The sequence below is a fragment of the Paenibacillus thailandensis genome (assembly GCF_042685365.1).
Classification (GTDB): domain Bacteria; phylum Bacillota; class Bacilli; order Paenibacillales; family Paenibacillaceae; genus Paenibacillus_AP; species Paenibacillus_AP thailandensis.
Genome location: NZ_JBHUMY010000001.1, coordinates 187,870 through 212,959, shown reverse-complemented (window position 1 = coordinate 212,959; position 25,090 = coordinate 187,870). Strand labels below are relative to the sequence as shown.

General features: G+C 41.2%; 25 protein-coding genes. 22 read left to right on the top strand and 3 right to left on the bottom strand.

Translation table 11 applies throughout. From position 1 onward, the window contains the following. Position 1 precedes the first annotated feature (1 nt). From ACFSW5_RS00950 to ACFSW5_RS00910, 9 genes are all read left to right on the top strand, one after another. A complete protein-coding gene (locus ACFSW5_RS00950; RefSeq protein ID WP_379268738.1) occupies positions 2-481 on the top strand; it encodes a gamma-glutamylcyclotransferase family protein in 480 nt (159 codons plus the stop codon). Positions 482-573: 92 nt separating this feature from the next. After that, positions 574-846 carry a hypothetical protein gene (locus ACFSW5_RS00945; RefSeq protein ID WP_080833664.1) on the top strand — a complete coding sequence of 91 codons (273 nt, stop codon included), beginning with the start codon at positions 574-576 and terminating at the stop codon, positions 844-846. A gap of 93 nt (positions 847-939) precedes the next feature. Beyond that, positions 940-1,131 (top strand): hypothetical protein, encoded by a 192-nt coding sequence (locus ACFSW5_RS00940; protein WP_379268735.1) that lies wholly within the window; start codon positions 940-942, stop codon positions 1,129-1,131. A 181-nt stretch (positions 1,132-1,312) separates the two neighbouring features. Then, positions 1,313-5,800: a leucine-rich repeat protein gene (locus ACFSW5_RS00935; protein WP_379268733.1), complete on the top strand. Its 4,488-nt coding sequence runs from the start codon at positions 1,313-1,315 to the stop codon at positions 5,798-5,800. Between the two features lie 129 nt (positions 5,801-5,929). Beyond that, on the top strand, positions 5,930-6,871 hold the full coding sequence (locus ACFSW5_RS00930; RefSeq protein ID WP_379268731.1) for a hypothetical protein: 942 nt from the start codon (positions 5,930-5,932) through the stop codon (positions 6,869-6,871). A 110-nt stretch (positions 6,872-6,981) separates the two neighbouring features. Then, positions 6,982-8,031, top strand: a complete 1,050-nt coding sequence (locus tag ACFSW5_RS00925; RefSeq protein WP_379268729.1) for a Kiwa anti-phage protein KwaB-like domain-containing protein — start codon at positions 6,982-6,984, stop codon at positions 8,029-8,031. A gap of 42 nt (positions 8,032-8,073) precedes the next feature. After that, on the top strand, positions 8,074-8,739 hold the full coding sequence (locus ACFSW5_RS00920; RefSeq protein WP_379268726.1) for a hypothetical protein: 666 nt from the start codon (positions 8,074-8,076) through the stop codon (positions 8,737-8,739). Between the two features lie 180 nt (positions 8,740-8,919). Then, entirely contained in the window at positions 8,920-9,411 is a 492-nt protein-coding gene (locus tag ACFSW5_RS00915) for a hypothetical protein (protein WP_213084130.1), read from the top strand. Further along, positions 9,412-9,777 carry a hypothetical protein gene (locus ACFSW5_RS00910; protein WP_379268724.1) on the top strand — a complete coding sequence of 122 codons (366 nt, stop codon included), beginning with the start codon at positions 9,412-9,414 and terminating at the stop codon, positions 9,775-9,777. It abuts the gene before it with no gap. Between the two features lie 691 nt (positions 9,778-10,468). Here ACFSW5_RS00910 and ACFSW5_RS00905 read toward each other — a convergent pair. Further along, the gene (locus ACFSW5_RS00905) at positions 10,469-10,672 is read right to left on the bottom strand and encodes a helix-turn-helix domain-containing protein (RefSeq protein WP_080837050.1); all 204 of its coding nucleotides are present in this window, start codon (positions 10,670-10,672) and stop codon (positions 10,469-10,471) included. A 225-nt stretch (positions 10,673-10,897) separates the two neighbouring features. Here ACFSW5_RS00905 and ACFSW5_RS00900 point away from each other — a divergent pair, with 225 nt between their 5' ends. From ACFSW5_RS00900 to ACFSW5_RS00875, 6 genes are all read left to right on the top strand, one after another. Beyond that, the gene (locus tag ACFSW5_RS00900) at positions 10,898-11,830 is read left to right on the top strand and encodes a stalk domain-containing protein (protein ID WP_379268720.1); all 933 of its coding nucleotides are present in this window, start codon (positions 10,898-10,900) and stop codon (positions 11,828-11,830) included. A gap of 170 nt (positions 11,831-12,000) precedes the next feature. Beyond that, entirely contained in the window at positions 12,001-14,397 is a 2,397-nt protein-coding gene (locus tag ACFSW5_RS00895; RefSeq protein ID WP_379268718.1) for a leucine-rich repeat domain-containing protein, read from the top strand. A 109-nt stretch (positions 14,398-14,506) separates the two neighbouring features. Beyond that, positions 14,507-14,722, top strand: a complete 216-nt coding sequence (locus ACFSW5_RS00890) for a hypothetical protein (protein WP_379268716.1) — start codon at positions 14,507-14,509, stop codon at positions 14,720-14,722. Between the two features lie 674 nt (positions 14,723-15,396). Further along, positions 15,397-16,005: a hypothetical protein gene (locus ACFSW5_RS00885; protein WP_379268713.1), complete on the top strand. Its 609-nt coding sequence runs from the start codon at positions 15,397-15,399 to the stop codon at positions 16,003-16,005. A 198-nt stretch (positions 16,006-16,203) separates the two neighbouring features. Next, positions 16,204-17,076 carry a BsuPI-related putative proteinase inhibitor gene (locus tag ACFSW5_RS00880; protein WP_379268711.1) on the top strand — a complete coding sequence of 291 codons (873 nt, stop codon included), beginning with the start codon at positions 16,204-16,206 and terminating at the stop codon, positions 17,074-17,076. A 69-nt stretch (positions 17,077-17,145) separates the two neighbouring features. Continuing rightward, a complete protein-coding gene (locus ACFSW5_RS00875; RefSeq protein WP_379268709.1) occupies positions 17,146-17,301 on the top strand; it encodes a hypothetical protein in 156 nt (51 codons plus the stop codon). A gap of 262 nt (positions 17,302-17,563) precedes the next feature. Here ACFSW5_RS00875 and ACFSW5_RS00870 read toward each other — a convergent pair whose 3' ends face one another. After that, on the bottom strand, positions 17,564-17,929 hold the full coding sequence (locus ACFSW5_RS00870; RefSeq protein WP_379268707.1) for a hypothetical protein: 366 nt from the start codon (positions 17,927-17,929) through the stop codon (positions 17,564-17,566). Positions 17,930-18,929: 1,000 nt separating this feature from the next. Here ACFSW5_RS00870 and ACFSW5_RS00865 point away from each other — a divergent pair. The 7 genes from ACFSW5_RS00865 (at position 18,930) to ACFSW5_RS00835 (ending at position 24,409) form a co-directional block, all read left to right on the top strand. Then, a complete protein-coding gene (locus tag ACFSW5_RS00865; protein WP_080833637.1) occupies positions 18,930-19,406 on the top strand; it encodes a hypothetical protein in 477 nt (158 codons plus the stop codon). Between the two features lie 471 nt (positions 19,407-19,877). Then, the gene (locus ACFSW5_RS00860) at positions 19,878-20,471 is read left to right on the top strand and encodes a recombinase family protein (RefSeq protein ID WP_379268704.1); all 594 of its coding nucleotides are present in this window, start codon (positions 19,878-19,880) and stop codon (positions 20,469-20,471) included. Then, on the top strand, positions 20,458-21,126 hold the full coding sequence (locus ACFSW5_RS00855; protein WP_379268702.1) for an EAL domain-containing protein: 669 nt from the start codon (positions 20,458-20,460) through the stop codon (positions 21,124-21,126). The genes ACFSW5_RS00860 and ACFSW5_RS00855 overlap by 14 nt, the downstream gene beginning before the upstream one ends. 29 nt (positions 21,127-21,155) lie before the next feature. Continuing rightward, on the top strand, positions 21,156-21,476 hold the full coding sequence (locus ACFSW5_RS00850) for a hypothetical protein (protein WP_379268700.1): 321 nt from the start codon (positions 21,156-21,158) through the stop codon (positions 21,474-21,476). A 31-nt stretch (positions 21,477-21,507) separates the two neighbouring features. Further along, positions 21,508-21,843, top strand: coding sequence for a hypothetical protein (locus ACFSW5_RS00845; protein ID WP_379268698.1), 336 nt, complete (start codon positions 21,508-21,510; stop codon positions 21,841-21,843). Between the two features lie 1,352 nt (positions 21,844-23,195). Then, on the top strand, positions 23,196-23,675 hold the full coding sequence (locus tag ACFSW5_RS00840; RefSeq protein WP_139787129.1) for a hypothetical protein: 480 nt from the start codon (positions 23,196-23,198) through the stop codon (positions 23,673-23,675). 335 nt (positions 23,676-24,010) lie between these two features. Continuing rightward, positions 24,011-24,409 (top strand): hypothetical protein, encoded by a 399-nt coding sequence (locus ACFSW5_RS00835; RefSeq protein ID WP_379268696.1) that lies wholly within the window; start codon positions 24,011-24,013, stop codon positions 24,407-24,409. A gap of 76 nt (positions 24,410-24,485) precedes the next feature. On the opposite strand, the gene ACFSW5_RS00830 is transcribed toward ACFSW5_RS00835, so the two are convergent. Next, entirely contained in the window at positions 24,486-24,989 is a 504-nt protein-coding gene (locus ACFSW5_RS00830; protein ID WP_379268694.1) for a cold-shock protein, read from the bottom strand. Positions 24,990-25,090: the final 101 nt, after the last annotated feature.

Below are 25,090 nucleotides of genomic sequence, written 5' to 3'. Positions count from 1 at the left end.
AATGCAGAGGAAGCTCTATGCAGCCTATGGTTCAAATTTACATATCCCTCAAATGAAGCGCAGATGTCCAGATGCTTATGTCATTGGGCAAGGCTTTATTGAAGATTATGAATTGGAATTTCGAGGTGTCGCCAATATCAAACACAGTCCAGGTCAAAACGTGCCAATTGTCCTTTGGAGTATTTCAGAAAAGGACGAAGTCGCGTTGGATCGCTATGAAGGGGTTGCAAGCGGTCTGTATCGGAAAGAGATGCTTGAGGTCAATATGGAACTTAGGAAAAAAGGTGAAAGTCAACAACATAAAAAAGTGAACGCGATGGTTTATATCATGAACGTTGATGAATCGAGACCCATCGCACCACCGAGTCCATTTTACTACGAGGTCATCCGAGAAGGTTACATGCATCACGGAATACATCCTCGTCCACTTGCAGTTGCAGCGATTTTGTCGGGAGCCGGTTATCTTGATGAAGAATTATAGGTCGGGTTTGAGTAGAATGGAAATTTCGGACATTTAATGGCTAGCGATGACTTTCTTATTATGATCAGTACCTTAGGAAGGAGTTTTTATGAATGGAACTTTCAGTTGTAATGACCCAAGGAGTTAAGGAAAGCGGATGTCGAGACTGGGACTTGGCGATTGCCCTTCTTTTTCAATTATATCGGCAGCGTGAAGAGTTCATCGTTTTCAAAAATGTGGGTAACAACACGGTTGTTACGGACGGGAATGATAATCACTTGGTGACCGTTGACAATAAGCATCTCTTTTCCGAAGATGTATGGGCGATATACGGTGACGATGGCAAAACGAAATATTATACCTTCTTACTCCCGAGTGAGTACTGATTGTTCGACTTGTCGAATTATGTTGAATAAATGGAACTTATTCGGTATGTGATTCAGAGTAGCGTATTTCAATAATTCATGGGGGTAAGGCTATTGGAGAAGCCGAAGGTTCGCTTGGTCGGTGAAAATGGGAACATCTTCAATCTGCTAGGCATTGCTTCAAGAGCATTAAAGGATGCTGGACTCGATGGTCAAGCAAAAGAAATGAAGGACAGGGTATTGTCCGAAGCACGTAGTTACGACGAAGCACTGCGGATTATCATGGTTTATGTAGAGGTCGAATAGTTTGATTCGTTAGTAATGGCTGTAATCCTTCGGGGTTGCAGCTTTTTTATTTTTGAATCAGGTAGTATAACCCTGCAGAATCCCTTTGCAAAGTCATTGCCAAAATTCACTTTTGCAGCTTTTCTCAGATCAAATTTATTCCTTTTAGATGAATTCTTATAAGTCTAAGGGGATGAGAGATGTGAATGTGAGGAAGAGGAAGTTCTTTAGTGGAGTTGCCCTATCTTTGGTCATTTGCTTAATGGTCAGCCTTTTCCCTCTCGGGGTATTTGCTGACAGCGGGGCAAGCGTGACGGATGCTGTTTATGGTGACAGCAGCGTAACAGGTGATGTATACGGAGACTTTTCGGTCACCAGTTCGGTTTATTCCGATCCGACTGATTTTACCTACGTGATGTCTGATCGAGATAGCGGCAGTATTGAAATAACGGGATATACGGGAGCAGGAGGAAATATTGTTATACCTGACAGTATTGATGGATACCCTGTTTATGCGATTCGAAGTTCTTGGGATTCTTCGATTTCAGATTATGTTGGAGCTTTTCAAGCTAACCAAGATATTATCAGTGTTGAGATTCCTGAAGGAGTCAGGGTGATTGATCCAAATTCTTTTAAGGATAATCATAATCTGACTACGGTTAAGTTACCGAGTACTGTCGGGGAAATTAGTACGGGAACATTTGAAAACAACACTAGCCTGAAGGATGTCACCCTACCGAGTAATTTGCTTGTTATTTCCGACAAGGCTTTCAGAGGATGCACCAGTCTTTCGAGCATTTCGTTGCCAGACACTTTAAGGGAGATTTACGATTTCGCCTTCGAAGATGCAGGACTTTCGACCATTTCATTTCCAAGCAGTTTAGATTACATCGGAAATGGTGCTTTTAGTTTTAACCGTAATTTGGAGACTGTGATTATTCCCGAGAACGTTCAACAAGTAGTCAGTGGTGCATTCAGTTACGATTATGGGCTAAGAAGTATTTCGTTTGAAGGGACGAACACAGCAATTGGTGGGTCTGCAGATGATTTAAACACCATCCCATATCAAGCTACGATTGTTGGACATATCGGTTCGACAGCCGAAGAATATGCAACTAATAATAATATTCCGTTCAGGGACATAAGCAATCCAGGGTTCATTGAACCAGACAATGGGGATCAAGATCCACTGTCCCGTTTCCATCGGGGTGAGGATGTTGTGGTGGCTAACCTGTTTGAAGATCCGGTCTTAGCTGAATACTTTGTCCAGTGGATGAGTGAATCATTGCCTACGTTTCCAATGGAAACTATTGTTTGGTCTGGAACCGTTAATGACACAATCAATAAACGTGATGTAGAGAAAAGAATGGAGTTGTATTACGCTAGTTTCGGCGTATTTTCTTTCGGTGATCCAGATTATAAAGGCTTCACAAGTCTTGAGGGGTTGCAGATTTTTAAGGACTCGATCTTGTCCAATCCAAACTACAGTTCCAATGCCGCATTTTATTTGAACGGTAATGAGTTGACGGATGTTGACGCCCTTAGCTTTTTATCTGAAGTAAATCTGTTGGACTTAAGCGATAATCAACTATCCAACATCGATGGCTTGAATGGTTTGACAAGAGTGGCTCATCTTGATCTCTCAAATAACCAGTTGACTAATTTAGATGGTCTGTCCAACCTTACCACAATCATCGAGCCAGAGAGCAACCTTAATCCCGATTCGGTTCTCGATTTTAGCCATAATCAACTGAATAATATCTTGGGGTTATCAAATCTTACAATGACTGAGTTTATCAATGGAAAGTTGATCGACTTCAGAAATAATGATCTTACTAATAGTAGTGTCATTTCTTTGCGGAGTCTGTTTGGTGTCTTGAATCCGAATGGTCGAATGCTTTTCGATTATAATTTTTTGAATCTGAGAAGCGATTCGGAGGGGATTCAGTTTTACAATGATTGGTTGGATGTTTCGGGGTTAGCAAGTGGTGATCCACAAGCCAAGACTCCTCAATACCGCTACCGATTTGATCGAGTGGATACCTTAAAAGTCGAGCACAGAGAAACGGGGACGGATACCGTACTTGATTCTGAAATATATTCTACTGCCGACAATAGCCTACAAATTGATGATGTGACCGTATACGAATCGAAAGAAATTGATGGTTATTCGCTTGTCGGAGATCCAACCCAAATGATAACGAATAAAGATTACGTTTATACTTCCGAACTTGTTCCGTTGCTAAATCTGATCGACAGTAGTTCAGGGCAGTCGCTCGGGGTTGAAGAACCTTCGAATTCGACCACCTACACGGTATCGGATGAGAGTATTCTTGATTATGACGAAACGGACGGTAAGCTGTATGTAGTTGGAGATGGGAATGTAACCTTGAATATCGCTCTGAATGGGGTATTGCAAGGAAGCTTCCCTTTAACTTTTGATTATCATGGTTCCAAAGATCATCCTGTCGTATTTTATTATCAATCGACAGCACCTGCGAACACGCACACTCTGACCATTCTAAATCCATTAGGACAAGGTTCCGTCTTTCCGACCGTTGGGACTCACGAGTATCCATCCGGAGAGACAGTCTCGTTATCGACCAACAATTCCGTTCCAGGATACGAGTTTGAAAAATGGGTCATCGATGGCGAGGATATATATTATCCGAATCCATTTGCTTTATGGGTTGATGTCGTTATGGATCGAGATCATGTAGCTCAAGCGGTCTTTAAGCCGACTTCTCCCGCGCAGTTTACGTTGACCATAAATCAGATCGGGGAAGGTCTTGTCTCCCCTGCAGGAGTAACAAATCATTTTCCGTTAGAGCCGGTAACCTTAACTGCGAGTCCCGCATCTGGTCACAGATTCGTTAAGTGGGTTGTTAATGGAATTGAATCATTCGCCCCTGTAATGACGATTACCATGAATAACAATACAACAGCCACCGCCTACTTCGAACCGCTGATTCAGTACACTTTATCGGTTGATCATGTCGGTGAAGGCGATGTCTCCCCTGCAGGGGTATCAAAATTTTATGAGCTACAGACGGTTAACCTGACTGCTAACCCTGCGGACGGATATAAATTTGTAAAATGGGTCGTTGATGGTCAAGAGTTTCACGAAGCCGATGTAACTATCTTGATGGATAAGGACAAAACTGCAACAGCATATTTCGAGCCGGTCACTTCACCGCCAGTAACCAAGGGCGAAATTACAGTCGAGTTCAGGAATGCTGAATCGAGTGAGAAGATCCGAGATGATGAGGTCTTAACGGATTTAGAGCTTGGAGAGCATTCCTATATTGCCGATGCAGTGATCGGGGTTTATGAATTAGTTGGCGAAGCTTTGAAAAAGGTTGTCCTGACCGTTGCTGAGCCAATCCAAAAGATCACTTACTTCTACAAAGAGAAGGTTATTACTCCACCTGCAGATGAGAATGATGATCCAGTTGAACCACCTGTAATCAATCCACCAGTAGAGGACGAACCGGTCGAGCCTCCTGTAGTTCAAGAACCACCTACACCACCAGTGGTTGAAGAACCTGCTGATCCACCTGTAGTTGAAGTTCCAGCCGAACCTCCTGTTGTCGAGCAGCCGGAGGAACCTATTAGTAATGAAAAGCCGGTTGTCGAAGATCCAATTGCTGACGAACCTGTAGAAAATGAACCTGTTATCGTTCAAGAGCCGGTAAGTGATGAAGGTTCATCAGAGGATGTTCAGGTTTCAAATGATGTGTCGAAAGTTGAAAAGGCTCCAAAATTGGATCAGGTTCGTATTGTTGCGATTGACGTTGAAACGGATGAAGTCTTGACAGAAGAGATTCTGCGGGATTTACCACTCGGCAAGCATGAGATTTCAGCTCCCGCTATAGAGGGGTATACTCCTTTGGAGCCTTCTGTCCAAAGTGTAATGATTGAGCAAAAGGATCGGCAATTGGTGATCGAGTTCAAGTATCGAGAGCAAAAACAATATGGAGTGGTCTTTGGGGTTGTGACGGATGCCAACGGTAATCCGATGAAAGGCATTCAAGTCGAACTGCATTCCAATCCGAGAGTCACCTACACTGATCAGAATGGTAAGTACCGTTTCGAGGATGTGGAACTTGGACAGCATACCGTTATTCTGAAGAATCCGTTGACGCATGAGGAGCTTGGTAAAATCGAAATAGTTGTATATCAAGATGGTCAGCAAGCTTCTTCTAAAACTGAGTCATTAAAGGATACGAATGAAATTAAAACGGTTGTTGAGTTAAGCGAATCTCAGTCTGTTCAAAGAATCGACTTTATCATTGAGCCGTTGGTGACCAACGGTGTAGTTATCCCACAAATCCCACAGGAACCAGAGCCAGTTAAACCGAGAAGTAAGTTGCCGATCATCCCGATAGCGGTCACTCCAATATTGATCATAGCGGTGATTATCTACTTCCGTCGTAAAAATGTAGTGATCTACGATATTTCAGATAGTCATACCTATAAAGGTTTGATTTTCAAGAAACTGCGAGTTAAAGCGATGCCAGAGACAACTATCGATCTATCTGGAATAGAAGTCTCACACATTCGTGTTCAGTTCAAAAATCCTGCAGCTTTCCGAAATGTCGATCTGTTCTTGCAGTATGGTGAGAGTAAACTGCCAGTAAGTTTGCCAGAAGACCAAGCCTATATTAATATTACAATTTCAAAGGATTAATTTCTAAGACACCTCGTTAGCTCACGAGGTGTCTTATCATGATTCAAGTAGTTTCGACGGACATTTTATCTTTACGGAGACGAATTTAGAGATTTCTAATAAATAGTAGTAGAGGAAGGTGAAGAAGCAATGATAAACCTAACGAGACATCAAACGATAGACAGACAAAGAAACGTTGAACAGACTAAGGATTCGGAGGAGCATGAGGATATTTTCCCTTTCACCTTCTTCGATAACGCTGACGGCTCAACAGTTGATGTTGGCATCGGCACTGAGATCAATCCTACATTACGACATTCACCCATCGTTGATCCCGATCCACGGACTCTGACCGACCCAGCAGAGCCAGCGCACGAAAATGATCCGCAGCCCGAGCCTAACCAACCTACTCCAATCGATCAGCAGGACATATCTGATCCGGAAGAACAAGTTCCCCAGGATGAGATCAAGCCAAATTTCGGTTTAATCATCGCCGCGGCAGAGCAATCGGACAATCCCGAGCCAGACAGATCATCGGTTGATGACTTGAAGGAACATATCAGTAAGAGTGCCAAGCTGTTCGAGGATACGAGATCCCATATGAGTTCACACAATATCACGGTCAACCAGTCTACCCACTCGACCCACTCTACCGAGTCAATGGGTTTCCTCGACATTGAAGAGGAATCAGTTGAAGCTCCGCTACTTCCGTTCGATGATGTTGAGAAGTTGGAGGCTGAATATGTTAAGCCAAAGGACAATGTTGGAAGACTGACAATAGACGGTAAGCCAGCAGCCCCTCACCAATCAAGTACCAAGTCTAGGGAGCCTTGGGCAGTCAGAGTCTTTATCGTCGCTCCGATCAGGTGGCTTTTCCGATCACTGCACAATGGGGTAAGAGAAGCCGTTGGTTATATCGGGAAATTTGTTGCGATAGTTGTCTTAATTTTGATCCTTACAATTGTGTTTAACATGTATTTTAACGATTCAGAGCTTTCTGCAAGTGAGATAGTAATGCCAATATACGAAGGTGTAAAGAAAGTTTGCATTACCTTGTATGAGGATATTTCCTCCGCTATCAAGGGTAACTAAGCCATTCCCATTCCCATATGCGCCTTCCACAGTTCAACACGATTCGGCAACTGCAATAGAGGAAATCCTTTCCTTTTGTCGAATTATTGATGAGTGGGAGGCGATATGAAATGGATATAAACCACAATGATAATATCATTAATAGACTCAGCAATTTGGCGTTGACGGACGAAGCCTTGAATGGAGTAGATTTGTCTTTTCACCTTGTAAGGGTGCAGAAGGAATCTGATTCTTTCTATCAATCCTCGGGTATCCAACTTGCGCCAGATGTTATAAAGTGGGTCAAGAAAAGTATCATCAAAACCTTGCAGGGGTTAAAGGAAGTTGACGATACCGAAAGTAAGGTTTTTCTAGTCGGGAACTATAACCATGAAATCAAGATAAATGACCGTATAGCAAGGTTTGAGTTGTCTGAGAATCAGGGTCTTTTAGATAAAGTTAGAAAGCTGACCACAGCACTGCGTAGTCCAGATCCTGAGTATTCAGAAAAACACACCAGTTTTCAAATAGTTAAGTTAACCTTAGGTGAGCAAGATGCGTATTTTTGCTATTATCGCGGGGTTAAGAAAAATAGTATGCGTACCTCAAGTAAGAAGATATGGGCAATTAAAAATGCCAATCAATTTATTTTTACTGAGGATACTATGATCGATCTAGGGGGTAACATCGACTTCTTTATTGTCGGAGATTTTATCTTCATTATTAACGTCCGACATTTCGAGTTCGCATTTGATTACCGAGATCATATTAATGAGCAGCGAGATCGGAATCTGACTGACATTATTTCAATGCCGTTCTTTGACGGTGAGAATTCAAACAAAGGGAAATTCGAGGAATCCTGTAAAAAGTACATCCACTCACGGGGACTAGCTCAAATTAAACGTGACACCTTAACGGCTATTCAGACTAATTTCGAGGCTAGATGTAATGAGCTGTCGCAAATCAAAGCGAACCTTCCTGAGGATCAAGCTGAGCAGGAACGGTATAAGAAGAAGTACAGCATGATTTGGGAATTGTTCGAATATATTGATCTGGATAACCGTAAGATTATTTTTAAAGAGGGTGCTTCCCCCAGGGCGTTATTGCACTTCTTTGCTGATAAAATCGTAAAGTCATTCGTATCTGAAGACTTCAAGGTGGCGATTGCTTACGAAGAATAATTCTTAGGGGGTATGATTGTCCTCTCTGGGAGGGAGAGTAAAATGTGGGGTAAGCGTGAACAGGTCATTTTATGGGCGACAGCATACCTTCCCTTAGTCCTAATCATGGTCTATAGATTCGTTGACAGTAACAACTTTTTTAAGAAAACTGAATGGGCGAAGTGGTTAGCCAAGCATATTGATAAGACGGTCTTTGACGTAATCGTTATTGCGGGGATAATCGTCATATCACTGCTCATCTATCGCATGGTTGCCATGTGGCTTTTCAGTGACTATGATCGCCAATTAAAGGATAAGGAAATAGGTAAGAGTGTCTCGGTCAGGAAGTATGAACGTTTAAGTGTAAATGACTATTCATTCTTTTTAATGACCTTGCTGTTGCCATTGATATCTATAGATCAAGCTTCGGCTATAAATTTGATGGTGACATTGGCTATTGTAGTGATCGTGATTGTCATATACGTTAAGACGGATTTCATAAGTGTTTGTCCTGTGTTCTTTATGTCGGGTCGACAAGTTTATAAGGCAATTATTTCAGACCAGAGTAAAGAGGCGGAAGCAGCTGATCCGTCAATTCGTCAAGAGGTTATTGTCATAACTCGTGATAAGTCCATGAATTTAAACAACAAGTTCCGGACGGTAAAGTTAATCAGCAACATCTTTTATTTGTCCAGTAACAGTAATAATGCCGATCCTGATGATGTATGAATTTATAGAACGGTATCCGAGACAGCAGGCAAATGGCTGTCTCTTTTTATGTTAGAATGAAATGAGGGGGTCTCGATTGACATGAAAGCTAAAATGGTATTCTTCATCACAGCACTTCTCGCAGCTGTGGTGATCGCTGTTCTCTGGTAATCGGGGTTAATCGGCTTATGGACGAGTGGTATGGCTCATATTGCCAACAATACGAGGGACTTTACTGATAAGTCAGGTCACTTAATCGATGGCAAGTATTCACTGGAGGTTAACCTGTCTGATTTTGATAGCAACATTGGCAAGGACATCTACACTGATGGCGACCATCGAATCTACGTCTCATGGCTCCAACATACACAGAATGGCGGCTATGATATCGGATTCAGATCAAGCGGACAGTACTCTCTTTCTGGAGCCACACATATTTCGGGGGTTCATCATGAGACGATCAACGATCATTCCTTCACCATGTCAACACCTGCTAAGATGACCGCCGAGTATAAGGGCAAAACCTACGATGCTCAACCAACGGGACAATGCGGAATGAATTACAAGGATGGCGACTGTTTTTCATTCAGCTTCTTTCTCAAGGATGATCCGAATGAAGAGCCCGTAGAAGGTGTTGGCATGGTCAAACTAACCATGACCGACCTGTATAAGAATATTTGGAGTAAGCAATGAGTGGCTGGTAATGGTAACATCCAAAATGGAGGGGATAAAATGCTTATCTTTTCTATAATTGCATTTTCCGCTTTAGCTGTTGCGATGGTGTCTTTAATTATTGCTATCAGTGGGAAACACCGCCATTACTGGATTACCGCTATAGGAATATATATTTTCAGTTTTATAGCAGGGTTTTCGATAGGACAACTAACAGTGGGTCTGACATTCATACCACTAGCATTAGCAATTGGTTTGTCCTTAGGATGGATAAAAAGGAAATCGGATTATGTATTGTCCGTAGGGGTTGGAACGGTTATGGGAGTTATTGTTGTGATGTTTGTTGATGACTATTGGACTTTCTTCCCGTTTTGGATTTTTTCTTAATTTCAATCAAGTAAAGTAACTGACAACAATGAGTGGGATGAAGGGAAAGAACAGTCTGCCTTTTCTGAAATTGCTTCTGGTTCTTTTTCTTACCTGTATTTTATCGAGCTAAATTACCCCAAAAAATCATGTCAGGTTACTCATAAAAATCGTCTGCAGCTGGAAATTGACGACACGGTTGACATGGAGCCTCTACGGGCATGTTTCATTGCGAAGAGCGAAGCCACGGGCTTCGCAGAGGCCACTGAGCCTATCATGCCCGTCCCTCCATGTAAACCATGTCTACTTTACTGGAAATTATCAGCCGTAGAGCATGACGATTTTTTGGGGTAATTTCCGATGATTAAACACATTCTTACCCTATCAACCCAATGATTTTCGTATAAGCTCCCTAACATTATATAAGAAGAAACTCGGTAAGGCTTCCCCGATAAACTTGGGGTCGCCTTTTTTTTGATTTGCTTTAGCTCTGGAACTCCCTTTTCGTTTACGCTAAAGTTACAACACCCCTGTTGGATCAGGCAGGCTAAAGAAGAATTTTGTCGGAAATTCACCCTCGTATGAAAGGTCAGGTGATGCACAGAGATTCCAAGTATTTGCTCACCTAAAGTTTCCACAAGGCAATGTGACGTAAAGTCGACAGACCAACGACGGAATTCTGTTTAATATTACAATGGTTATTGCGAACACATTACACTGAGGGACGTCTATCTTTCCACTCATCAATCTCTCTTGGGTCAACATTAAGGACTTCGCAAATATGAAGAGCGATGTTGACTGTTGGCATTGTGATTCCGTGTTCGATGTTTTGATAGTGTTTTAAGGATATATTAACTGCACGACTCACATACTCTTGTGTAAGTCGTTTCTTTTCTCGCGCATCTTTTAATTTCACAGTAGGGAACAACTCCTTGCACTGTTGATTCCCTTAATGGTATATAATGCGCGAATTTTTGATAATGAATTATAGTTGGCGAAGAATAATACGTATATTATAATTGTCAATAGTTGTCGAAAGTCTTGTGATATCAGGGGTTCCTCAACATTATGGGATTCTACGTGAAGAAAATGTGTATGTGTTCTCGATTCTAGAGTTGATAAATTTCGAGGAGGAGAAAGAATGAAGAAGTTGTTATCGTTGATGGTAGTTTTTTCTTTGCTGATTGGGGGTATCTCTTTCGCCGCACCACCGAAGGCGAGCGCGGCGAGTGATCTGGTAATTAAGACGAAACAAGGCGGATATGTGACTTTATCCAATATTGTAAATGTAGTGAAGATCCACAGCGTCAAGCTTATTCCAAGCGAATATGTGTATATTTCTGATGGAGCAGTAACTTTAAAGATTGTTGGTGATGACCCACAATCAATAATCAATTACTATCCCAATGGTGAAATATACTCCGATGAGTTAATACAAATGTTCGTACCATCCCGCGAAAAGAAGTCTATTGATGTAACTGGTAACGAGGTTGTATTAAGTTCGCCGGGCTTCTATGAGGGGATTGTGAATTTTGGATCTGACATCACGATTTCAACTGCAGCACCTTTTATCATTCAAGTGGTTGGAGATTCTGGAGGTAAAGCTGAGCCTGCTTCTACTCCAAAGAAAGAGCCAGTGAATGTTTCAGCAAAGCCAACAGCTTCAAAAGTCTTGGTCAATGGTAAGGAGTTATCCTTCCAAGCTTACAACATCGATAATAACAATTACTTCAAACTTCGTGATCTTGCAATGGTTTTGAATGGGACGGAAAAGAGCATTTCAGTAGGTTGGAATGGAGATAAGAATGCAATTTCTCTTGAATCCGGGAAGCCATACGAAGAAGTTGGCGGTGAGTTGACGGTTGCTGAAAAGTTTAATTCTGAGAAAGCTACGCTGTCAACTTCGATCATCTATCTTGACGGTAAGGAGGTTAAGCTTACAGCTTACTTGATCAATGGCAACAACTATTTCAAACTTCGTGATGTAGCAGCGGTCATTGATTTCGGTGTAACTTGGGACTCTAAAACGAATACGATTGGTATTGATTCCTCAACGGGGTATGTCATGGAATAACTGAATCTTGTAAATAAGCGTAGAAAGTCTATAAAAACGGCAGTATAGGAATCGCATACCGAGTTTCTGTAAACTCGACAGACAGCAAGTACGGTTTTTGTTACGTTTAAGGCAAACTGTAGTCAAGGACAGGACAGTAGTGTAAGGAATAAATATCGAGGAGGAAAAGTATGAGGAAGTTGCTTTCATTGATACTCGCAGTATCCTTATTAGGGGGTATCTCTTTCGGCGCACCGCTGAAGGCGAGCGCGGCAGAAATTCCAAAGGAATTTCAGGAAGTGCTCGACTATCTTAATAAGATCCGGCGTGCTGTTGGTATTCAAGAGCTTGAGCTTGACCCTTACCTGACGAAGGCGGCTCAAAATCATGCCGATTATCTTGAACTAAATGGTTATCAAGAAGGTGGCTCCGAAGATCCTTCCAAGAAGGGGTTTACCGGAAAATCGGTAAGGGAGAGAGCAACTGCGGCAGGATATGACATGTATGCTTTTGTCTCTGAGAAAATTCACTTTAGTGCTATATTTATGGGTTCACCAGTGGTTGAGAAATTAAATACTGTTGTTGAAAATATGATGAATTCTGCTTATGACAGATTAGCCTTTCTTAATCATGCGGATGACAAGATAGGCATCGGGGTATCTGAGGGTATATTTGTTTTTGTAAGGGGAGGTCCATCCAAACCTATTGATTCCCCACCTATCATGTATCCTTACGATGGTCAAACAGGTGTAGAAACTTATTTCAAGGGCAGTGGGGAGTTTAATCCGCTAAAGAAGTTTAATATATCAAAATCGGGGTTTGCTATTTCGTTTTCTCCGGAATATGTATTCGGTGAGCCGCTCATCGAAGATATTGATGCTAGATTAGTAAACAGTAAAGGTGAAGATGTTCCATTTTTCTCTGAGAATAGCGGCGCATTTTTCATCTATCCGAAAGAAGAATTAGAATATGGTGAAACCTACACTGTAACTATGACTTATGGTGCAAATCGAACCATTACTTGGTCATTCACGACGAAAGATCGTTATTCTAGCTCAAATGAAGAGCCTACTTCCAATTCAAGTAATGATCCTAGTTCTGATTCAGTAGAAAAGGTGCACTTATATTATGGGGTAATTATGAATGGAAGTACTATGCTTCCAATGAGAGATGTATTTGAGAATTTAGGTGCGACTATTTCGTGGGATAACAAAACAAGGACTGTGACAGCTCAAAAAGATGATAAGACCATTGTTCTGCAGGTGGACTCGAAAGAAGCTAAGGTGAATGGCACAGTTCATCAATTAGATGTTCCTGCCCAATTGTTTAACTCTAAAACTATGGTTCCTGTCAGATTTGCTAGTGAAATGTTGGGGGCTGAAGTAGGTTGGGATAGTGCCAATAGAATTGCAAGTGTTCGTACTCCTGATAAAGAGCTTGTTATTCATGTGAATGCAACAAAAATAAGTGAATCGGATGTAGCCATCCAATTCACTGATCCTGTGCTTGAGAAAGCAGTTCGGGATGCTTTATACAGATCGGCAGGTACTATATCCGAAGAAAACAAGTTGCATTGGAAATGGGGAACAAACGAGCCGGTAACGCAATCTGATTTGTTGAACTTAAGTATGTTGAAAATGGATAAAAGAGTGAATCTAGTTAAAGATTTGAATGGACTGGAGTATGCTAGTAATTTGAAGATATTACAGATCAATAACTCCGAAGTTAGTAATGTTGGACCACTTGGACAACTTCCTACATTGGAGTATTTGGATTTAACGCATAATCAAATTCAGGATATAAGTTCACTTACTGACCTTCCATCACTTGAAACTTTAATTTTAAGCAAAAATAATATCTCTGATCCCTCAGCATTGACTGAGTTACCTAAATTACGGGATCTGGACGTATCGTATAATAATATTAGTGATGAGCGTTGGCTCAGCGGACTAACGAAACCAACTAGTATTAACTTGTCTTATAATAAAATCGATGATGTTAGACCGCTAAGTGGACTAACTCAGTTAACAGCACTGAATCTGGAGTCTAATAAAATTGCGGATATCAGTCCATTAAAAGGACTCACTAACCTAACTTACCTTAATATGGGTCATAATCAGATAACCGATATCCGTCCTTTAGATGGATTGAGCAGTTTGTTTTCCCTCTATCTTGGTGAAAATCTGATATCTGATATTAGTCCTTTACGTGGACTAAAAAAACTACACACTCTTTATTTGGATGATTGTCAATTGATTTCTGATATTAGCCCCTTGGAAGGTTTAACAACAATAGAGGACCTCAATTTGTCTGGAAATAAGATTACGAACATTGAAGCTTTGCGTAATTTGAAATCTATGACAACACTAGCGATTGCAAACAACCAAATCAGTGATATTAATATCATCAGTGAGTTTGAGGATCTCACAAACTTTTACGCAGGTGGTAATCAAATTCAAGATATTAGTCCGCTATTCGGGTTACCAAAACTAGATACTGTCTTTATAGAAAATAATCCACTAAACCTCAAGGGTTATGAAGAAGAAGTCAAGAAACTAAAAGAAAGATTGTTTATATTCAGTTATTAGGCGGTAAGGGGTAATGAGTCAGGTGCTTTGGCACTTGACTTTTATTTTGATGAATCCTATTTCCTAGCTATACTACAGTGGAGGAAACTAAATACATAGGTGGTTCATTATGTTCTTAGGATTATATCAGACAGATCCCTTTTGGCTGATATGGACAGCAGTATTTAATTTTGCGATGCTGATTATTCTTTATGGTGAAGGGGTTTTATTGGTCGTTTACAAAGATCGTTATTACGGAGCGACTGCTACTAAGATCATCACTGATATATCCGATCAGTATTTCCGTGATCAAGAGTATATGTGTAAGTCAAACGGCAATCGGTAATAAAATCGGTAGTTTTGGACTTTATATGGTAACCGAGTTATGTTGATTGGAAAAAGATTGCATATTACCGGACATTCAAGTATATTTAAGCTAATAGAATAATCAATTTGAAGCGGAAGCACCGCAGACATTGCCTTTACGGGCGAGGTCTGCGGTTTTTTTTTGCGTTTCGACTAACTGGAGGTTGAAAATATGAGTTGTTCTTTTTGTTCCAATGACGCTGAGAAGCTGTTTAATCATTTAACCTATGATCTTGGTTCTCTCTGCATTGAATGCTATATGAAGCTACAAGGAGCATGCGGGGTATGCAGCCATAGTTTCCTGCCTTCCGATCCAAAGCCTGATGTCACTTATCAGGTTCAAGCAAAGTTCATCGGACTAGGCGAGAAGAATCTCATTGTATGCGATAATTGCTTCGGAGCAATTCGTAAAGAATTCCCACAAATGTTTGCTTAGGTGGGGAATTCAGGGCATCGGGGCATGGGTTTTCAAAAATCGTTGTCTTGAGTCAGCAGGTTTTGACAACGATGATTGAATATGTTCAATATTTCCAATCAGATTAAAGGCAATCTTTCTGAACTTTCGAGTGATATGTGGCATATAAAATAACTTTTGGAGTTGCGGGGTGATCAAAATTACATAGTTTGTAACTCAAATATAAGGAGGAATCTGCAATGCATATTTGGCAAGGTGTGAAAGTTAATAACTCAGGTGAAGTGGTTCCTGTAAATTACGCACTGATTACTTCTAGTAAAGATAGTACAATCAAAAATAATGTAGCTTTATTTGGGCTTGATCGGTTATATCAGACGCTTGGGGTTTCTAAGCAGAATGCTGTTATATTATCATGTCGGAGAGCTTTTAGTGACGAATCGTTTGATCATGTGTTCGGTCATGCGGACGCAGAAATTCGCGTGAATTCCGTGTCTAATTTTCATCGGTTACCTGATAAAGGTGATTACTCACGTAAAGAGCTTGAAGATATAGCAAATGATTTTGGCAGTACTTTAGTAGCGTATGGATTTGAGAAAGCATTAACTAAGGAACAGATAATTGGATTGGCACAAAATTATAATGTGCTACGAGGTAATGATGAGATCCCTGTTTATTTCTTTAATAAGCCGAGTGATGGTGAAATTTACAGTAAAGGGCTACTTTTCTATCCTAGGGGAAGTCTCAAGCTTAAAGTAGCTGATGAAATCCTTCAGGCAGGTCGATATGTTCGGAGTAAGGAAGGTCATTATATATGGGGTGAGGGTTGGTTTAAGAAGGAAGCTAGTTGAGCCACAGATAATATTGGAGACTTTTTGTTAAGATATTAATGTAGCAAAACGGTAATATCGTACTTAAATTTCGAGTCCGGTATTACCGTTTTTATTTAGATGAAGGATGTAACATTTTCCAAGTTGTTCTCGTCAGTTCCATTAGGGGTTGGTGAGTGGACTTATTTTGACGTAGAAGGTTGAGGTGTTCAAATGAGGATGTCGATATCTAAGCATATCGTTTTATTACTCAGTCTGACATTTGGGTTAATGGGGTGCAGCGACATTCAGAATACACTAATCGCCATGCCCGATGATGTTCCATCTTGTAAGGAACCGCCAAGTTCCTTTACATGGGGACAGCAAACCTACACATTGAAAACCATAGGTAGTACGGATTTAGAACCAGGCATGAAGCTCGGTTACCTCGACTGTCAAAATGGGGTTTACACTCAAAAAGGTGAAGGCGAGAATGCGACCTTCAATATTTACTCATACGGAAGTCCATTGGACAGCAATGATCTCCTGTATTTCGGGAAATGGGGTCGAGCCTTATACACACCGGCTAAAGAGAATCCGAAAGCCCAGGTGAAGATAAACGAACCCATCCAGATCATTGATGACTCAAAGCATGTATCGAAGTCCGAGGTTCGAGAAATTAGGCTTGACCCGCAGCTTGAAAAGGAACTACTGGAGAAGAAGCGACCGATGCAGGGATTATTTGAAACCACGATGGAGACGGAAAAAACTGACGGGAAAATCGACATCCATTTTTCACTCAAGAACATCTCAAGGAAGGACTTGATAATCAATTACGGTTCTGGTCAACGGTATGACATATGGGTATATAACGAGAAGGACGAAGAGGTCTACAGATGGTCATACAATAAAGCATTTACCACAGCTTTGATTGAACGGGAGCTAAAGAAATCCGAAAAGTTAGAGTTTGATGAGGTATGGCACCTGAAGGATAACAAGGGAGAGTCGGTTCCTTCAGGGAAATACACAATTGTGGTCAAGGTCATGATTGGGTTGGAGTCGGGGTTGATCAGTGAAGATGAACTGACCGCGACATCTGTAGTTGAGATTTGATAATCCGATTAATGGATTGCGTGGTATAGACCGATATTATGAATAATGAAATCTCTCGGGGGTATGGATATGACTTTTAGTCCAGTTGATGCAAATGGCAGATTCACAGCGGAATATGCCGCTTACACACATTTGGTCATTGCGAATCGTGTGCAAAGTCAAATCAATGGAAAAGGCTACAGTAAAGATTTCATGACTTTTGAACAGTTTATGGAAGCGATTTAGGAGAACCAAATCGCCAGTGACAAGTACGACCGACCGATACCGGAACAAGAAATGAGGAATAACCAGATCTACATGCAGTATAACGGATATGATCCATTTGCCCGGCAACGCTTTAATACGATATTAAGAGCCTATGAGTTAGGTTTAGTTGATGAGAACGGCATCTTGATTTCTCAGTCCGAAATGGAAGGATAAATACCATCGGGCAGTATAGAACTCGTTCATCGAGTTTTTATACTGCCTTTAATGTTTGAGGTTGAAGTTATTCATCGCTCCAATACACAATGATTTGCAGTTGTTTGGGTGGTTGATCTTGGGTTTTTGTCTGTTCAAAAAATGAGCGCGGCATATAAACAACCGGTATAGGTGAATCTCTTTTGTTAGAAGCAATATATTTCTCGCCCGCCATATATTTGTTTACATAGTACACCAAGGGGTCTTTTAAGCTGAAACCGGTATGAACCCTTTGACTTTCAATGTTAAAGACCACCTTAATTTTTCGGGGTATGGGGAGCGGGACTCTTGTTTTTGCTATGTATAATCGATACGAGCGATCTTCTTCTATATGCTCCCAAATGTATTTGTGGTCTGAATCCCCGTGAAAGGTATAGATATATTCCACCGACATTTTCTTCCCCCTCATATTACAACTTTATTGTGTCTTATTTTATCAGATGTTTTCCAAATGAAGCAAATAGAGTTCTTGAACCTTTGATTAATTTTCTGAATGGCGGGTTGTTCAAAACCGATAGTGAATATGTTCTCCATAACCAGAGTTTATTTACTTTTGCACTTTGTAGGTGAGTAAAAACACCTTAATTGTAAGATTTTATTCTACAAAAGTGAGGCGATCAGTATGAGTACCAGAGCTATCGTCATCGATAGTAGAGTCAATGGTAAAGGATTTGGGTTTCTGAGGATGGTTATCCCGCTGATCTTAGGGTAACTTTGAGGGGTTTATTCTCTAAAGGTAAGAGCATTGAGCAAATCTTTAATGAGCTTGTCCAAATGCGGACAGAGCGCACTCATCAAATTGTAGCTCAGACTGGTTATCCAATGCCGAATATGAATAATAAGTTTTGTATCCTCACACCTGAGCAAGTCGAGGTAGCCAAGAAATCCGGAATCAAGGCATTATGGGATCGGTTTAGAATTGGGGCGGAGTATATTTATCGTATTCGTCAAGATGGCGTCTATGTATCAGGTGGTAGAATTCCAAGACTTCGGAGAGTTAAAGAAAAGGAGTCCATACGGGGTTGACGGTTTACCCACTCTACCCACTCTACCCACTCTACCCACTCTACCCACTCCCCCATCCTTTTCGCTCTTACGTGTCTCTACAATCGATTTTATTGTATCAGCGGTTCGGTTTGCAGGGAAAAATCGATTACAAGCCGTTTCACGCTTAAATGGGATAAGCTCTCTTTCATCTTGAACGAAAATGCTCTGCCGGTAACGTGTCCATAAAACTTCCCATTGGCGCGTTAAAAACACACTTCCCCTTCTCGCTATTTTGTTTACATTACTATAGTAGAAACTCGTTCAGGGCAATCCTTGTCGCCGTTGAAAATCCTCGATGGGGTCGCCCTTCTATTTGTTGATTATCAAGACTGAAAGGACTGGTTCAAATGAGGTTCCTTCTCTATTTAGAGAACTGTTTCAACAAATGCCATGCTGAAGCTAGAGCTAAAGGTAAGGTATTCCCTTCGCAATATGATAAAGAGGTAGCTGAGGCGAGATTTCGTGCAATCGATTATATCTTGGCTTTCATGGGGTCAGCGATTGACCACACCTACCCTTTTCTGCAAGGTGGATTTAAGAACAATTTACCACCAACAATGAAGAAGTGCTTTGAAGTATTTAGCCAAGAGTATCATGAGCGTGGTTATTTATCGGGATTAAGGTCAGCAGCTCGTCACTTGAATATGCCTACTAATCAACTTCAGATGGTTCTTTATCGTATTGACGGAGTAATGAGATCGCTTGCTCACAAGGCGGTTAAGGAAATTATGAAAGCGAAGACCGACAGGGAAATCAAGTTTGCAAGGGAAATGTTCGAGCAGAAGGTAGCGAGTAATAAGGAATTGATCTTGAATCTGCGGTGATCAATAACAGCTTAAATTTGGCAGTATCGAATTCGCTGGTCGAGTTCAATACTGCTCTTTTATTTATAGCTATTAGAAAAAGTTGATCAGATGCCGGAGAACTATTTCTATTTTGGCAGTCGGATTTAGATTAAGAATACATGTAATAAGGATGCGGTATGGCGGTTGGTAATAACCCTACTCCCCTTCAATGGGGTATGTCGACTCATCCCTTCTTTTTTCGATATTAAAGCCGTACCGTATCCCCACATGTTAGAACGATTGAAGCATCTGCAAATAGGAGTATCTTAAAGCACACTTCTCCTTCTTTCAGCTCAGTCGGCTCAAAACCGATAGTCTAATGGTTCATAACTCTTAAGTTTTGCCCTGTTCAATTCCGTCCAATTTCGGGACGGTGGAATGCGGGTTTAGGCGGTGTCAAAACTGGGGGTCATAAATGAATCCGAATAATCATAGGTGGTGGTCTGAATTATGCCGAAATATGGCTATGCCCGAGTAAGTACGGTCGGACAGTCCAAGCATGGAAATAGCTTAGAGCATCAGGTGAATTTACTGCTTGCTGAGGGGGTCGATCAGTCTTTCATCTTTGTCGATAATTTCACTGGCTCGAAAATGGATCGCCCTGAGTTCTCTAAGTTGTTTCGATTGTTGAAGGCGGGCGACACATTGGTTGTAACTAAATTGGATCGTTTTGCTCGTTCAATGATCGAGGGTGTAAAAATCGTCAATCAGTTAATAGAGCGCGGTGTTAGGATTCATATCCTTAACATTGGGATCTTGGATAACACGCCAACCAGTAAATTAATCCGTAATATCTTCTTTGCTTTCGCTGAGTTCGAGCGCGACTTGATTATTGAACGTACTGCTGAGGGAAAAGCTATCGCTAAGCAGAAATCCGGTTTTCGAGAAGGACGCCCACCTAAGTTTACGAAGCTTCAACTGGATCATGCGATTAGCTTGCTTCAAACCCACAGTATGAAAGAAGTCGTAAGTATTACCCGTATCAGTGAAAGTACTATTAAGCGTGAGCTCAGGAAACGGAGGAGTCAATATGGACAAGTTTAATTTATCGGAGATAGGAATCAATGTTGATTTCATTCCTGTTGTTGATTCAGGTCTGAGAATTATCGCTTACGAAGCGTTAATATCACTAGAAGAGAATAATCCAAATCAGGAGGACTTTGAGTTTCATGCTTCAGAATTACACGAGGTTCAAGCCAACATGGATCGGTATTATAAGAAGTTAGCAATTGAGTCTTACAAGGCTTCACTTCCGTTGATCCTCAACACATATCCCAACGTATCTGATCCCTATCCGAGTTCTTTACCTCAGCCCAGGGGACATGAAGTGATTTTAACGGTAACTCCCCCTGTGGTTTGGCTGAACGGTTTTGTCATGGGGAGGTATGACCAATTATCCTCTCAGGGGGTTAGCTTTGCACTTGCTGACTTCGGTCAAAGCTTCTTATCATTACCGTTTCTGCTCCATCTTCGCCCAACAATTATTAAGTTAGCGGATAATGTGATTCAATCTTGCATGATTGATGATGAAATCTTAAAGACGGTGTCAAATCTGATGAAGCCGTACAGGGAAATGGGGATCAAGATCCTCGCAGGTGGTATTAATTCCCGAGTGCAGTTTGAACGTATGACCTTGGTAGCTGATGCTTTTCAAGGTTACTGGTTTTCTAAGCTCGGCGGTGAACCCACGCTTCTATAGAGCAAGTTCAGCCAACTGGGGTTGATAGCGTGGATGTCTATACGGAACTTGAAAAATACGGCGACACCTTCGCCGCGGCAGTCTATTTGTGGTCTGCTTCCGTCAATAAAGAAGATGCAGATCGAGAAATCGCAATGATGCTCAAGAAGGTATTCGAGTTCAAGTACTCTACAAGCAACATTGTCATCATCGATTCCTATATCGACCGAGCCGGTTCAAGATTAGAATGGGATCACCTAATTCATGACGCTGATTCAGGTCGCTTTCAAGGGGTTCTGCATTTCGGGGATCTGGAGTCGGCAACTGATCTCCAAAGTAAGGGGTTATTACTCATCGATGTTAGACGGTGAGGTATATGTGTCCTTAAGGGTGGTGTAGGCATTGGCAAAAGGTAACATGGAAATTAAGGAAGTGAGGCAATCCTTTCAATTGGCACTAGCGAAAGTGGAGTCGTTACAGGTAATCGGGGTTGAGCATGGATTATGCGCTCCCCAAGATTTATCGGAGCTTAAATCAGAGATCGATAAGATTCATAAATCACTTGATCTGATGACTTTCAAAGCCAACGGTCATTTCGGGAAATTATCGGAGTTGATGCGTTCCTGCGGCTCAATATGTTGTAAGAAGGTTATGCAGCCCAATTCGCTAATGATGTTTTTTCAATGTAGCTCATGCCCGATTTATCAATTTGAAGAAGCATTTCTGAGTGATGAATAGGAGTTGAGGGTATATGACGACTGAATCAACCATTCTGAGAAGACCAGATCATTTCATGGCGGTAATCATCATAGACCTACGGAGCAAGGTGCATATTCAAACGCTCGTCGGTCACTATAGTGAACTGTTTTCCGATGACTATCCGCTTGATCCCAATCAACTTAAGAAGTCGTACTTGGATTTAGGGGGGCATCGGATGGTGTTTCTTCAAAATTGTATAAAGACTTGGAAGGAGTTTAAGGAGTTCTATCACTTTTGCGTGGAGCAAGGGGTTACGATCAATATGAGTTCGCTATTTATTGATCTGCATAATCTTTGCGATCATTATACAGCCATTAATCATTATGGAAAGCCATTATACTCGGTTCACCCGCAGATTAGGCGTGATGCTGTTAGAACGAGGCACAATTTATATCAACGTAGTCGCGAGTTTGACTTGAATTACATTACCTCGCCATACCATCATGTTCCCATTGAGTTGGGGGCGTTCTTGCAGAGTGTTCGGGCTGGCTGAGCACTCCGTTTCTTTGTAACGGGGTAACTTGAGATTTTGAAGTAAAGTGCAGTTAATTTTCTCTGAACGGATATTTATCGGTATTCGACAGCTTTACTCCTGAATTTCATATCACGACTGTCGGGAGTTGGAATCAATTTTTGCAGTTAGCATTTGATATTTCTTACAAACAGTGAAGGGAAAAATAAAAAGTCAAAGTTTGGAGGAGATGTGGATGGTTGATTCGTTCTGGGCTGGCATGGATAGGTTGCTTTACGATTCTATCGTTTCATTAGTCTTTCTCGGTATTGTAAGAATAACATTATATTTTAGACCAGAATCTAGGATCTCAAAACCGGAAAGCATTTGGTGAGAAACGCCCAAGTTGGATTTCGTATCCAGCTTGGGTGTTTCTTGTAGTTCAGGTTGCTTTACGGTCAAACCGATATTTTTGAAATCGAATGGAGACGAAATCATTTTTGGAGATGGTTAAAGAGCAAATACACATTAAAGGAGAAGAAGTCTAACCAATAACGACTACAATTAATGGTAAGAAGAAACAAAGCTTACGGATTGCAGGTCAACCCGACAGTTGAGGCAATGGGTCTATTCGACCCCTAAGAGAGAATCACGCCCTCCCATTAGCATCTCCCGATCATCCCCTTCACCCCCATCTGACCTCTCTACCCATTCATCCCGTTTATGGTAACCAATCAGGTGCTTCTGTTTACGATGGCAGAAATTAATGTCTAGTTATATCTAAAATAACGCGCATTCGGACAAGTGGTTGACAAAGATAATCATAAAGCTTACAATAACTTTGACGGTAATAAAGTAGTCAATGGGGAGGCGATACTCGATGCACAGATATACCTGTATATTGTGGCTTTCAGACGATTCACTTCGTAAGACAGTTGATCTTAGACAGGATGAATATCTTAAAGCAATTGAAATTGATGGACCGGAGTATTACAACTCGGTATCAAAACGCAGTAAAAATCCTAAAGCGATTACAGAGTGTGTGGTCGATAATAGTTCAGGAGTAAGTGAGATTAAGATCGTCTTGGAGAGTGAGGCAATTCTTAACACTCCAAATCGTGCACTCAAGGTTTACAGCAGTTATTTAGCAAACGGACCATTATCTGATCTAGTTCGTCACAACTCACTCTTTCGAGGAAGCGCTGAAGAGGTTGAAACAAATAGTCATGAAGAGGAACTTTCCGACGAAGCATTATTGACCATGTTGATTCGCTGTGTGCTGAGAAAGTCAAAAGAGGACAGAGAATTATTAGATTCAGTTAGAGAGGCAATAAAAAGCAAACATCGAGACTGGGAGTGAGGAGAGTATGCTAATCCGTCACATCTGCGAATCCTGTGGAGTAGACGAGCTTCTCACTTCTGAAGAGGGTTATAAGAAAGGTTGGGATTACCCGCCTAAGATGGGTGCATTCAAGGTCATTTCCCCAAGAACATGTGGGAGTTGTTCAATCCAAAGCACCTTGTGGTGGGCTTTGAGAATGGAGGCTAAACAAATAGATGATTTAGACGAAAAGCAGGTTCAGACTCTGAAGCGGATCTTGCAAGAGCCTGAAAGTATTATGGTAACGGGGTAATCATACTCCAATTGATGGGCTAAAGAAGAGATTGTGAGCTCGAAAACGGGAGGATAATAAAATGTTAAAAACCAATGAGTTAACAGACGATGAGTTGAGAGATGCCCTTAAGTCTGTTGAAGAATTGCTTGATCTGGTAAACAGAAGCCGCCTTTCGGGTAATTTCGTTAAAGGTATCGATACATTTTTCTTTAGGAAGGGAATATTTGAAGAAGATATGTCTATCGATACCGCTATCAAAGAACAGGTGCTCTCTTACGTTGAGGAAACAGTCGACAAGTCGCATTCCACCTATCAAACTATGAAGCTTCTTATCGATGACAGCGAATGTTCATCTGATTATTTTGTTTGCAACCCCTCTAGAAAATTCAGGGGGGTGTATAAACCAGTTGTTCTGAAAACTATCGCGAGCATGGTATTGTTTGAGTTGTCGAAGAATTCAAAGGATAGGCTTCATTAATAGCTACACCTATTACCGATATGGAATCGAGATGGTGTCTGCGCGGCACCATCTCTCGTTTTTTATATTGAATTGTTTAGTTTGCAAGTAGCTCATCTATCTCCCGTAACTTTTCGTCGATGTCAAAGTCAACCTGATCTTCCCTGAATCTATAGTTGTCTCCCTGATAAGTTGTTACATATAGAACTTTTACATCCACATAATTATTGACTAAGACATTTCCTTTTGTAGAGATTGTTCCACCCTCAAATATTGCTCCTAATACCTTTCCAAAAGTTGCCTTCTGCCACTCTTGTTTTCTTACTCTTTCTGTATCGATACCATATTGTTTAATATTTGTTGTTTTTATTCTCGTATCACCGAACTTGAGAAATGTAGCCCTATGTGTTTCTTTTACCCGGACATTGGTCGCTGTGAGTCCCTTTGGTTTTGGAGTTACATCGAATTCAACTTGCAACCCTGGCTCAATCGATTGGACACCTTGTTTTACTTCACTCACATGAAAGAAGTAGTCAGTTCCTTCACTTTCAATAAAGCCAAATCCTTTTTCAGAGAAGTATTTCTTAACCCGACCGATCATGCATATATCACCTGTTCTTTTTGAATATATGTTAACACAAATTACCACGTCTTATAAATGCACGAGCTTAACGAATGTATGGTCACTGCTTCAAGATTTGC